This window comes from Clostridium gelidum, from assembly GCF_019977655.1.
Classification (GTDB): domain Bacteria; phylum Bacillota; class Clostridia; order Clostridiales; family Clostridiaceae; genus Clostridium; species Clostridium gelidum.
This window is the reverse complement of record NZ_AP024849.1, coordinates 4,819,396-4,832,310: the sequence shown is the minus strand read 5'-3', so window position 1 is coordinate 4,832,310 and position 12,915 is coordinate 4,819,396. Positions and strand designations below refer to the sequence as shown.

At 27.0% G+C, this 12,915-nt stretch carries 11 protein-coding genes and 1 pseudogene; 10 read left to right on the top strand and 2 right to left on the bottom strand.

The genetic code is table 11. The features are described 5' to 3' along the window. Positions 1 to 158: 158 nt before the first annotated feature. Positions 159 to 1,064, bottom strand: a complete 906-nt coding sequence (locus tag psyc5s11_RS22220) for a LuxR C-terminal-related transcriptional regulator (protein ID WP_224034645.1) — start codon at positions 1,062 to 1,064, stop codon at positions 159 to 161. A 337-nt stretch (positions 1,065 to 1,401) separates the two neighbouring features. On the opposite strand from psyc5s11_RS22220, the gene psyc5s11_RS22215 reads away from it, so the two are divergent. Further along, positions 1,402 to 2,301: an FMN-binding protein gene (locus psyc5s11_RS22215; RefSeq protein WP_224034644.1), complete on the top strand. Its 900-nt coding sequence runs from the start codon at positions 1,402 to 1,404 to the stop codon at positions 2,299 to 2,301. Between the two features lie 202 nt (positions 2,302 to 2,503). Here the strand turns inward: psyc5s11_RS22215 and psyc5s11_RS22210 are convergent, their stop codons facing one another. After that, positions 2,504 to 3,055: an NUDIX hydrolase gene (locus tag psyc5s11_RS22210; protein ID WP_224034643.1), complete on the bottom strand. Its 552-nt coding sequence runs from the start codon at positions 3,053 to 3,055 to the stop codon at positions 2,504 to 2,506. 321 nt (positions 3,056 to 3,376) lie between these two features. Between psyc5s11_RS22210 and psyc5s11_RS22205 the strand changes: the two genes are divergently transcribed. The 9 genes and pseudogenes from psyc5s11_RS22205 (at position 3,377) to psyc5s11_RS22165 (ending at position 12,904) form a co-directional block, all read left to right on the top strand. Continuing rightward, complete coding sequence (locus psyc5s11_RS22205; protein WP_258712378.1) at positions 3,377 to 3,718, top strand: zinc ribbon domain-containing protein YjdM; 342 nt, start codon at positions 3,377 to 3,379, stop codon at positions 3,716 to 3,718. Positions 3,719 to 3,966: 248 nt separating this feature from the next. Beyond that, entirely contained in the window at positions 3,967 to 4,824 is an 858-nt protein-coding gene (locus tag psyc5s11_RS22200; RefSeq protein ID WP_224034642.1) for a Cof-type HAD-IIB family hydrolase, read from the top strand. A gap of 264 nt (positions 4,825 to 5,088) precedes the next feature. Then, positions 5,089 to 5,754 carry a phage replisome organizer N-terminal domain-containing protein gene (locus tag psyc5s11_RS22195; RefSeq protein WP_224034641.1) on the top strand — a complete coding sequence of 222 codons (666 nt, stop codon included), beginning with the start codon at positions 5,089 to 5,091 and terminating at the stop codon, positions 5,752 to 5,754. A gap of 135 nt (positions 5,755 to 5,889) precedes the next feature. Next, positions 5,890 to 7,116 carry an exonuclease SbcCD subunit D gene (locus tag psyc5s11_RS22190; protein WP_224034640.1) on the top strand — a complete coding sequence of 409 codons (1,227 nt, stop codon included), beginning with the start codon at positions 5,890 to 5,892 and terminating at the stop codon, positions 7,114 to 7,116. Beyond that, complete coding sequence (locus tag psyc5s11_RS22185) at positions 7,097 to 10,591, top strand: AAA family ATPase (RefSeq protein WP_224034639.1); 3,495 nt, start codon at positions 7,097 to 7,099, stop codon at positions 10,589 to 10,591. The genes psyc5s11_RS22190 and psyc5s11_RS22185 overlap by 20 nt, the downstream gene beginning before the upstream one ends. 118 nt (positions 10,592 to 10,709) lie before the next feature. Further along, complete coding sequence (locus psyc5s11_RS22180; protein WP_224034638.1) at positions 10,710 to 10,853, top strand: hypothetical protein; 144 nt, start codon at positions 10,710 to 10,712, stop codon at positions 10,851 to 10,853. Between the two features lie 59 nt (positions 10,854 to 10,912). Then, positions 10,913 to 11,497, top strand: a complete 585-nt coding sequence (locus psyc5s11_RS22175) for a 50S ribosomal protein L25 (protein ID WP_224034637.1) — start codon at positions 10,913 to 10,915, stop codon at positions 11,495 to 11,497. A gap of 150 nt (positions 11,498 to 11,647) precedes the next feature. After that, positions 11,648 to 11,972: pseudogene (locus tag psyc5s11_RS22170) on the top strand (SbcC/MukB-like Walker B domain-containing protein); the annotation flags it as partial. A gap of 341 nt (positions 11,973 to 12,313) precedes the next feature. Beyond that, positions 12,314 to 12,904, top strand: a complete 591-nt coding sequence (locus psyc5s11_RS22165; RefSeq protein ID WP_224034636.1) for a 50S ribosomal protein L25 — start codon at positions 12,314 to 12,316, stop codon at positions 12,902 to 12,904. Positions 12,905 to 12,915: the final 11 nt, after the last annotated feature.

Below are 12,915 nucleotides of genomic sequence, written 5' to 3'. Positions count from 1 at the left end.
CAAGTCAGCATGCTAGTCTATTTTGATTCATACTTCATCAGTATATTCACCTAATAGCCCGCTATGAGGCAAATATACTTCTTCGTCTGAAGGCAAAATATACATCGCATCATGGACTTGTTATTTTCTTTCATATGCCTTATATATGCTAAAAAATCTTATTTTTCATTTGAGCGCACGAAATGTGATAATTGCATTTTACTGTTAACATTTAATTTTTTATAAATATTTTGCACGTGATTATCAACAGTTTTAGGTGATATAAAAAGTTTTTCAGCAATTTGTTTATATGTTATTCCTTCAATCATGAGTTCTATAATTTCACTTTGTTTTTCTGTAATATCATATTTTTGCTTAAAGTAATCTGTAAGTTTATTATTAGCGATAAATGATGGGGTATTAAAATATTTTAAAACAAATATGAGATTAAAGATATTTATTATTAAAAAATAAGAAGGAAGTGATGTTATTTTGAATAATTCTATGTTTTTAATAAGTTGAATATAGGGCTTATATGATTCAAGAATCATAAAAGGGAGAAATATTATAGTTATTAAAAGAAAAGATTTTATAGCTTGTTTTAAATCTTTATTAACAACCTGTTTAAAGTTTTTTAGTCCAACATAGAGTTCATATAAAATTACTATAAAAATTGAAGCACGCATTATAAATTTAAAAATATAGTGTGTTTCAAATAAATAATATATAGCTAGTCCAGTAAATTGAAATGTAAAAATAGAAAGAAATATTTTCTTCTTTATGTTTGTTATTTCTAAACCGAAAAGATAATTTATAAAGAATACTCCGAATAAAGAGCTAAATGATGTACCAAGAAAATCTAGAAGTTTATATAAGAATGGTATAAATGAGCTTACTTGATCCGCATATTTTGAGTACAGTCCTAATGCTATTGAATTTTGAATAACAAAAAAAGAAAGGTTCAATGCTATAAAAAGTTTTAGCGCTTTCTTTTTAGTACTATTGTATATGAAACAGGAAATTGAAATAGATGATACACCTGCAAATAATGAAATAATACAAAACAATAAATAAATATCTTTCATAAGGAAACTCCTTTCATGCTTTTTAATTTCAGAAAAGATTTAGTTCGTTTAATAGAATAATTCTGAATATATACAATATTTAGTATAAAGCAGGTAAGCTTAGCTTTCAAGTTGCTTAATTGTTGGTAGGGATAGAATTGATATATTAATAATAGCGTAAATATAGTAAAAATTAGCATAGGGAATATACCCTATGCTAATTTTTTTAAATAATAAGGGTGTTTTACCTATTGTTACTATGTATTTTTGGTAGTTTAATAATCTCAAGAAAACAAATAATTATATTTTGAATTCTTATATTATAAAAAGTTAAATATATTTCAAAGGGGAAATGGTTATGGAGAAAAATTGGACTATAAGTATTTATAACAAAAAAATATTAAAAATAGTTCATATTATTTTTGCTGCAAGTATGTCTGGTAGTTTAATATCTATTTTAGTTATTCTTATGGTTAAAGAAAATTGCAATATACCAGCTGAAAATATTTTTGGAGTTGATTTGAGTATTCTAAAAATATTCACATGGGGGGTGAATTATGTTTTCTTTGCATTAGCATTAACCTCATTTATTTTTGGGTTATTCACAGAATGGGGATTTGTTAAATACAGATGGATAATAGCTAAATGGATAATTACATTAAGTATGTTTGCATTAACTTGGTTTGGATTGGGACCAGCTATAAATGGTATGACTTCTATATCTGATGCAGGTTTAAATAATTCAGCAATGAGTGGAGAATATTTAAATTTTCAAAGAAGTGCTATTATATTTTCTGTAATGGAGACGATAGCTATTTTACTTGTTTTTTTTGTTTCTGTTTTAAAGCCATTGGGAGCAAGGAAGGCTACACAACGTATTAAACAAAAAACAGTTGTACTGATAATAACACCTTTAATAATTATAGGAATAGGATTTGCAGCTATGAATGCTATAGAATTAAATAAAATAAGAAATCTACATATAAAAAGTATGAATATTGGAAGTATTGGTGATGGAACATATAATGGAGAGGCAAAAGCTGGAAGTTATGTATATAAAGTGAAAGTAGAAGTTAAAAATCATAGAATTGTTAATATTGAAGGGATAGATAATCGAAAAAGCCCTTATGTGAGCTATGCGGAAGGAGTTTTCACTAAAATCATAAAGCAACAGAATGTAGATGTGGACGCAATAACTGGAGCTACAACAACTAGCAAGGCATTTATGAAGGCAGTAGAGAATGCACTTGATAAATAAGTTTATAGTATTATAAGCAAGTTTTTATTAGTATAGATAATAAAGATTTATAAGCTTAGAATAAATACTCTTAGAGCCTACGTTATATCGCTATGTGAAGTATATCAGAAATATAATAGGTAAAGTAGGATCATAATTCATAATTAAATAGTGCATTAAAAAATAGCAGGAAATGCAAAAAAATTCTGTTATTCTAATGCAATTATTTAATTTTAGATATTATTTTATCATATACTTTTTTCATATGATCTTCATTAGAATAAGCATTTATTTCAGAAATAGGAATCCACTTAACACCACTATTTTCATCATCCTTAACAATAAGTGGTTCTGTTTCATCAGCTTCCATTAAATAAGCAACTGATACATGCAAATGTGAAGAAACATACTTCCCACTTTTTACATGCCCAAACACTGGTAGAATATCTAAAGCATAGATATTATCACTAACAGGGTAAATATTTTTCACTCCAGTTTCTTCTTTAGCCTCATTAATTGCAACAAGCAATAAATCTGCTTCACCATCTGAATGTCCGCCTGTCCAACACCAGGAATTATATATATTATGATGAACCATTAGAGTTTTATCTCTATTTTTATTTACTACAAATGCAGAGCTTGTTATATGTATAACTTCATTATCTCGTGTTAAAATATCATTAAACATATCAATTGATTTTAATATTATTTTCTTATCATTTTTTTCTTGCTCATTGCAAGGAATATAATTTTTAATTGAATCAATCCAATTCATATGTTGCCTCACTTTCAGCACAATAAATTTTTAATAACTAAATATTGCGCTCTATGTTATTACTATAGCATAAATATATAAAATTTTTATTTAACATATGGTATTCCTATTTTTAAAATATAAATCACATAATTGGAAAATGAATGTAAAGGGGTATTTTAAGGCGTATTTGCCAATGTGAGAAGATTATGATAGTATATTAACTCATATAGGGAGCATCCTATATGTTTATAAATTTCAAGTTTGTAATTGATATTATTACGAATTTAGAAAAACAATTTTAAAATAATTGTTTAATATACGAATGGAGGACATGAAAATATGTTGGATTTACCAAAGTGCCCAAAATGTAATTCGGAATATACTTATGAAGATGGAGGCCTTTTCATTTGCCCAGAATGTGCTCATGAATGGACTTTAGAATCAGAAAATAAAACTAATGAAACTGAAAATGTTGTTAAAGATTCAAATGGAAATATCTTAAATGATGGAGATTCTGTAACTATAATAAAAGATCTTAAAGTAAAAGGAAGTTCATCATCAATAAAAATAGGTACAAAAGTAAAAAATATACGTTTGGTTGATGGAGATCATGATATTGATTGTAAAATTGATGGTTTTGGAGCTATGCAATTAAAATCTGAATTTGTTAAAAAGGCATAATTGAAGTTTTAATGAAACAGAATTGAAATAGTTTCTGTTATTTACCAAGTATAGATTCAGCTAGGCATTAAGCCTAGCTTTTTTGTACTTTCACTTTTCTAAAATACCGTTTTTAAATTTAATTATGTTATAATATGTATAGTAAAATATATTAGATATTTTATTATAATTTTAAACTATTAAGGTGAAAATTATGTATTAATAATTATTGAATACAATCTTTTATTATAATGAAATGAGGTACTTTTATGTTAGAAAGAAAAATTATATTTATAGATGTTGATGGAACTTTATGTAATGATTGTGGACTAGTTCCTGAGTCTGCGGCTATAGCTATAAAACAAGCAAGAAAAAATGGACATCTAGTTTATTTATGTACAGGCCGTTCAAAAGCAGAAATATATGATTTTATTATTGATATTGGTTTTGATGGAATAATTGGTGCTGGTGGAGGTTTTGTACAAGTTGGTAATGAAATGCTTTATCACAAAAAGGTTAGTAACGAAAATGTAAAGCATTTAGTAGATTTCTTTAATGAGCACAATGTAAATTTTTATATAGAATCTAATGGCGGATTATACGCAAGTAAGAATTTAATTCCTCAATTAGAAAAGTGCATTTATGGAGATGTGGAAAATGATGCAGATGCTAAATATGAAAAAGAAAATAATCCTAATCATTTCATTGAAGCGTTAATTATTGGACAAGATTTATATAGAGGTGATGTTAACAAAGCTTGTTTCTTAGAGCCTAAAGATATTTCTTTCGAAGAAATAAAAAATGAATTTAAAAATGAATTTGAAGTTATCCATTGTACAGTTCCAGCTTTCGGTGATGATAGTGGGGAACTTGGAGTTCCGGGTATACATAAAGCAACTGCAATTGAAGTTCTTCTAAAACATTTGGACATAGATGTAAAAGATACAATTGCAATTGGTGATGGAATGAATGATGCAGAAATGTTTGAGTTTTGTGAACTAGGTATTGCAATGGGAAATGCTAAACCAGGTTTAAAAGAAATTGCTGATGAAGTTACAGATACCCATGATGAAGGTGGAATTTATAATAGTTTTAAGAAACATAATTTAATGTGGAAGAACATCTGAAATTATTATCAAAATAACAATTTGTGATTAAGAATTAAGATTGATTTTGTTTACAGTACTTTGAAGATGATTTTAGATTAAAAGAACTAAACTAAAGGACAATTAAATTTATTGTCTTTTGTGCAGTTCTTTTTTCTTTGGAAAGTTAAAGATAATTAGGTCGAAACGAAAAAAATATAAAAAATATAAATTTTACATAACAAAAAGTATAAAAAAGCATATATCCTATATAGAAAATAAAATTTGTATGGGAGTGTGCTAAAAATGAGAGAAAGAAAATTTGTTAAAATAAGAGTGGATATGTTTGAGGATACTAAGTTTAAGATAATAGATACAAAACCTGAAAGGGATCTTATTCATTATATTTGGACTAGACTTTTAACTTTGGCTGGAAAAGTTAATTTAGAAGGTGAGTTATATTTATCAAGAAATATCCCATATACAATAGAAACATTGGCAATAGAATTTAATAGAGAAACTGAACAAGTAAAATTAGCTCTAAATACATTAATTGATTTAGAAATGATTGAATTAGTAAAGGATAAAATTTATAGAGTGAAAAATTTTGCAAAGCACCAAAATATCAAAATAAAAGAAAAAGTTGAAATACAAGATAATAAAGTTGAAACTAGAGATAATACTGAAGATATAATAAATAAAGAAAAAATAGATAGTGATTGCAAAAATACTAATGAGAGTCTTAAAAATATTAAGGACTATCAACCTAAAAGTGATTTACAATTGAATATTCCAATATCATTAGAAAAGAAGAAATCCCAAAAGGCAAATAAAAATATATCAAAGAATATAAGTTGCATTGATGAAGATTGTGGAGAAAACAAACAAGAGGATATAACAGGATTTTTTGAGGGGGAAAGTAGTATGATACTGGGTAAAGATGATAGGGTTATTATGAATTTTTGTGTATAATTTATTAATGGAATTATTTGATATAAACATTCAATACAATATTATTGAAATAGTGTTGGAAAAACTATATTTAATTAGTTTATAATAATATTATTAGTTACCATAAGAAAATGGATTATAGGGAGGCAGTAAATTTTGAGAATATTGCATACAGCGGATTGGCATTTAGGTAAAAATTTAGAAGGCCAAAGTAGAATGGATGAGCAAGAAGAATTCTTAAATGATTTTGTTAAAATTGTTGAAGAAAATAATATAGATTTAATTATGATTGCAGGAGATGTTTATGATAGTTCAAATCCTCCAGCAAGAGCTGAAAAAATGTTTTATGATACCCTAAAGAGATTATCAGGGAATGGAGAGAGGCTTACTTTAATTATTTCTGGTAATCATGATAATCCAGATAGATTGGTTGCAGCAGGGCCACTGGCTCGTGATCATGGGATCATTATGGTTGGAACCCCTAAGACTGTAGTACCTTGTGGTGAATATGGAAATCACAAAGTAATAAAATCAGGAGAAGGGTTCATTGAAATTGAAATGAATAATGAAAAGGCAGTTATTTTAACAGTGCCATACCCAAGTGAAAAAAGGTTAAATGAAGTGATTTATAATGGTATGGATGATGAGGACGAAAAAGCTAAATCTTATAGTGATAGAATATTTTCTTTATTTGATGCCTTAAAAAGTAATTATAGAGAAGATACTATTAATTTGGCCATATCTCATTTATTTGCTATGGGAAGTGAAGAAAGTGGCTCGGAAAGAAGTGTTCAATTAGGTGGTACTTACATAGTTGATGGTAGTTGTTTTCCAAAGGAAGCGCAGTATGTAGCCTTAGGGCATGTACATAAGCCACAAATAGTTCCGGGGACAAATAAGAAAGCTAGATATTGCGGTTCACCTATTCATTATAATAAAAAGGAAATTAATTTTAGTAAGAAATGCTTTATAGTTGATGTTAAAGCAAGTGAAGAGTGTAATATAGAAGAGGTTGATTTAAAAGTTTATAAGCCTATTGAAGTTTGGAAATGTTCGAGTATTGAAGAGGCTATCTTAAAATGTGATGAAAATAAGGAAAGAGATTGCTGGGTTTATTTAGAGATCAATACAGATAGATATATAAGAGAAGATGAAATAAAACAAATGAAGGATTTGAAGAAGGATATTTTAGAAATAATGCCTAAAATTAAGAGCTTAGAAGAAGAAGAAATTGCTTTAGATTTAAATGATAAGTCCTTTGAAGAAATATTTAGAGATTTTTATTTAAAAGAAAGAGAAACAGCACCTGAAGAAGAAGTTGTTGAATTACTTTTATCAATTATTAGTGAAGAAGGTGAAATAGATGAAACCAATCAAGCTTAAGATTAAAGGATTAAATAGCTTTATAGAAGAGCAAACTATAGACTTTGATAAATTAACTGATAGAGGATTTTTTGGTATATTTGGTCCTACAGGGAGTGGAAAATCAACTATATTAGATGGTATAACTTTAGCTTTATACGGAAATGTATCAAGAAAAAGTTCTAATTATATAAATACAAATTGTGATAGATTAAATGTATATTTTGAATTCCAAATATCAGGAGCTGAAACTAAAAGGTATGCTATAGACAGGGAATTTAGAAGAAAAAAAGATGAGAGCATAAATTCTGGAAAGTGCAAAATAGTGGATATAACAAATCCAGAGGATGAAGAAGTTTTAGCAGATGGTGTTAAAACTATAAATAAAATAGTTGAAGAAATAATAGGTCTAAATTTAGAAGACTTTACAAGAACTGTTGTACTTCCACAAGGAAAATTCAGTGAGTTTTTAAAGCTTGAGGGCAAAGATAGGCGAGATATGCTTGAAAGACTATTTAATCTGCAACAATATGGAGATAATTTGTCTAGAAAGCTAAATACGAAGATTGGTAAAGAAAAAACTGATAACAATATTTTAATTGGACAATTAAGTGGCTACAATGATATAAGTGAAGATAAATTAAAAGAAAAAGATGAAATACTTGAGGAACTTAAGAATAAATTAGGAATTTTAAAAAGTGAATTAGAAGTAATTGAAAAAAATTATAAGGAAAATGAAGAAATCTGGAAATTACAGTTAGAATTATTAGAATACAAAGATAAAGAAAAAATCCTTAAAGAAAAGGAATCTGAGATAAATGAAGATATTAAAAAAATAAAATTAGGTGAAGCAGGTGCAAAGGTTGTACCTTATATAAAGGCTTTCGAAAATACTATAAAAGAATTTGGTAAAAATGAAACTGAGTTAGATAAATTGAAATTAGCAATAGATAATATTAAGGAAGAAAAGGAAAAGATAGAAAAGCTATGGATCATGGCAAAGGATAATAAGGAAAATAAACTTCCTCAATTTATTGTAGAAGAACAAAAGGTTAAAGATGCCATTGAAGAAAAAAAGTTAATAGATGAGATACAAAATAAAATAAATTCTTTAGCAGTACAAATTAAAGAATTGGATACTAGAAGTAAAGAGAGCCAAGCTGAACTTCTTAAAATAGAGACGGAAATAAAAGATAAAAATAAATCAATCAAAGAAGATGAAAAAAATTGTGATGATTTAAAAACTGATGAAAAGCTTAAAGAAAAGGTTCAAGAAGGAATAATTATAGAAGAAAAAGTGAGTGATTTAAAATCTATTGTTACTAAGGACCAAGAAAAAAAGGTTTCTCTTGAAAAAGAAAATAGTGAAACTATATTAAAAGGAAAAGCCTTAAAAGACATAATTGAAAAAGCAAAGAAGGACTTGGAAGATAATGAAAAGCAATATGATCATTTGCTTAAAAATTCACCTGGCGAGCAAAAGGATTTGGTGAATTTAAATCAATTGATAGTTGAAAATGATCAAAAGTGGAAGATATATCATAAGTCAAATGATGATATAAAGGTTTCAGAAGCTGAAATAAAATCTTTGAATATTGAAATTGTAAATGCAAAAGAAGAAGTAAAAAAACAAGAAGAAGAATTAGAAAAAATAAAAAATAAACAAAATGAAATTATAAGAGAAAATTTAGCACATAAGCTAAGAGAAGAACTTAATGATGGAGAAATATGCCCAGTATGTGGCTCTACGCATCATCTGAAAGAAAATATAAAAATTGTAGATACAGTAGATCTAAAAGATATAGAAGATGAAATAAAAAGCAAAGAGAATTTAATAAAAGTTATTAATAATAAGGTTGTTCAAAATGAAACTAAAGTGACTAATTTCAATGAAAAGATAAATGTAAGCAAAGAAGAAATAAAGAAATTAGGAACTGAATTTAAAGAAAAGCCATTAGAAAAATTAAAAGATGAATTTATAAATTTGCAAAATGCTTTAGAAAATTATACTAAAGAAAAAGAAAGATTAGAAAAAAGCATTAATAAATTCAAAAATGAAATAAGTATTAAAACTGGAGAAATAAATGAATTAAGAGCTGTAGTAAGAACTAAACAAACACAATTAGTAGAATTAGAAAATAATATTAAACTAAATTCAGAAGAATTAAGTGTTTTGCAGAATAAGGTGAGTTTATTAAAATCAGAAACATCAGTAGATGATTTTAATAAAAAGAATGAAGAAATTAAGGCAATTGAAAAAGAAATAGATAAATTAGCTAAAGTAGTTAAGAACAATAGGGAACTAGTGGAGAAATCAGTAAGAAAAAGGGAAGAATTAAATAGTGAATTAACATCTATAAAAGAAAAATTAGCTAAAGATAATGCAGATTTAGCTGGATATGAAAAAAATAAAGAAGAAAAACTTCAAGCAATAAAAAATAAAGTTGAGGATGAAAATGATTTAGATACCTTACTTAATAAAGTTCAAAAAAATATAAAAAATATTAATGATGAATTTCAAGTTGCTGAAAATAATAAAAATAAAATAGAAAAAGAATTTACTGATAATAATGAAAAATTAATAGCTACAATTAGTAAAGATAAAGAATTGAGTAAGAGAAAAAAAGAGCAGGAAGCCCAATTAGAAGTAGCTATTGATAGTGAAGGATTTAATTCTCTGGAGGAAGTTAAGAAAAATATAATTGGAAAAGATGAAATTAATGAATATAAGGAAAATGTAGACAACTATAATAACAATATAGCAAGAGTAAGCGGAACAATTGAAAGTTTACTTAAGAAAAAAAATGGTAAGGAAATAACAAAAGAAAATTATGAACAATTAAAATCATTAAAGAATGAAAAAGAAAAAGATGTTAATTATGTTAATGAAAATAAAATTAAAATTGAGGAAGAATTAAATAATATAAGATTAAAGCTCGCAGAACAAAAGGATCTTTTAGAAAAAAAGAAAAAATTAGAACATAAACTAGCGTTACTTAGTGATTTGGATAAATTATTTAAGGGGAAAAAATTTGTTGAATTTGTAGCAACAAATAAGCTGAAATATGTATCTATTGAAGCTTCTAAAAGATTGAAAGAAATAACTCATGGAAATTATGGCTTAGAAGTTGATGAAAATGGTAAATTTATTATTAGAGATTATAAAAATGGTGGGGCTAAAAGAGATGCAACAACTTTATCTGGAGGGGAGACCTTCTTAGCGTCACTCGCACTAGCTTTAGCATTATCAGCTCAAATTCAATTGAAAGGAACGGCACCACTTGAATTATTTTTCCTTGATGAAGGGTTTGGAACATTAGATGATGAACTTCTTGAAGTTGTTATGAGTTCATTGGAAAGAATTCACAATGATAAATTAAAAGTAGGAATTATAAGTCATGTAGAGGCTATAAAAAATAGAGTGCCGGTAAAACTTATAATTACACCAGCAGAATGCGGCATGGGAGGAAGTAAGGTTAAAATTGAGAGAAGCTAGAGCAATTTAAATAACAGGTAAATTCAGATAAGTCAATTTATTTCATATAATAGTGTTATACTATAATAGTGACAGTCAGAGGAGGATGAAAAAATTCATAAAAATAGAGGCTAAATAAATGTTTAATTGTAAATCTAAATTGAGTTTATCTTTTCACAATTATTCAGATAAGGTGGATATTAGCAAAATAGTAGACCTTATGAATGTAATGGGTATTTTTATTTCAGCCAGACATGAATATAATAGAATAACATCTCATTAAATGCGGAATAACTAGATATAACTAGATAATTATGAAAGCAAATTTAAGGAGGAATTAGAATGAATGAATTAATTTTAAATAAAAGAACAAAGACAACTAGTAATGTTGCTAGAAAAGAAAGTGCTAAAGGTAAGATTCCTGGAGTAATCTATGGTAAGGAAATTGGGAGTGAACTTTTTTATGTAGATGCAATAACATTAAAAAAAGAACTTTCAGTTAGTGGTGAACATGGTGTATTAACATTTGATATGGATGGTAAGAAGGGTACTGCTTTAATTAAACAAGTACAAAAAAATGCCTTCGGACACCAAGTAATTCATATTGATTTAGAAGAAATAGCAGCCAATGCTATTATGCACACTGAAATTTCAATTAAAGTTATTGGTAAAGGAGAATTAGAGAACAAAGGGTTAATGTTACAAACTCAAAGAGATTTAGTTAAAGTATCTTGTACAGCCAATAATTTACCAAAGGATGTTGAGTTAGATGTTTCTAATGGAGAAGCAGGAACTGTTTATACATTTGAAGATTTAAAACTTGGAAAAGATGTTTCATTTGTAGATGATTTATCAACTGTTATAAGTTCAGTATCTGAAGATGAAAAACAAGGAGAAGAAGTAGAAGAAGTAGAAGAAGCAAAGTAGAGTAGAATAATGATTTGCTATTTGTTCTAATATCCATAATATAACAATTTAAGACATTATAAAAAAACATCCCTATAAGTATTTTATTAATAAAATATTATAGGGGTGTTTTTTATACCTATGTAAATAAAATCTCCTTAAATGAGAAATAATTATAAAAATGGTGGAGCTAAAAGAGATGCTACAACATTATCAGGGGGAAACCTTCTTAGCATCATTAGCATTATCAGCTCAAATTCAATTAAAAGGAACAGCACCACTTGAATTATTTTTCCTTGATGAAGGGTTTGGAACATTAGATGATGAACTTCTTGAAGTTGTTATGAGTTCATTAGAAAGAATTCACAATGAAAAATTAAAAGTTGGAATTATAAGTCATGTGGAAGCTATAAAAAATAGAGTGCCTGTAAAACATATAATTACACCAGCAGAATGCGGCAAAGGTGGAAGTAAAGTTAAAATTGAGAGAAGATAAAGTTATAAAAATAACAAGTCAGTATATTAATATATTTGACTTGTTATTTTCTTTTATATTATAATTCAAGCAATTTTATACAAAATGCCTATAAAGTGCTATAATATAATAGCAATAACACAGACGGAAAAAAATTCAATAAATTAGAGGCGATATAAATGTTTAATTGAAAGTCCAAATTGATTTTATCTTTTCACAATTCTTCAGATAAAATTGAGATTGGCAAAATCGTTAGACCTTATGAATGTAATAGGCCTACTTATTTCATTCCTACATGAATAAACACTCTTAAATAATAAAAAGTTAAATAATTAAAAAATAAATTTTGGGAGATGTTCATAATGGAGGAATTAAATTTAAATAAAAGAATAAACACAGTTGGTCATAGTGCTAGACAGGAAAGAAAACATGGAAAGATCCCTGGAGTAATCTATGGTAATAAAATAGGAAATGAACTTTTTTATGTAGATTCAATAGCATTAGCAAAAGAACTTTCAGTTAGTGGAGAACATGGAGTATTAACTTTTAATCTTGATGGTAAGAAGAAGGGTACTGCTGTAATTAAAGAAGTACAAAAAAATGCATTGGGAAATAAAATAACTCATATTGATTTAGAAGAAATAGCAGCTAATGCAAAGTTGCACACTGAAATTTCAATTAAAGTTATTGGTAAAGAAATTTTAGAAAGCAAAGGATTATTGCTACAAACTCAAAGAGATTTAGTTAAGGTAACTTGCACAGCAGAAAATCTACCAAAAGATGTTGAGTTAGATGTTTCGGCAGGAACAGCAGGAACTGTTTATACATTTAATGATTTAGATCTTGGCAAGGATGTTTCATTTGTAGATGATTTATCAACTGTTATAAGTTCAATAAGTGAAGACAAAAAAGAAGACGTAGAAGCAGAAGTAGATTCAGAAGAAACTAAATAATATAATATCTT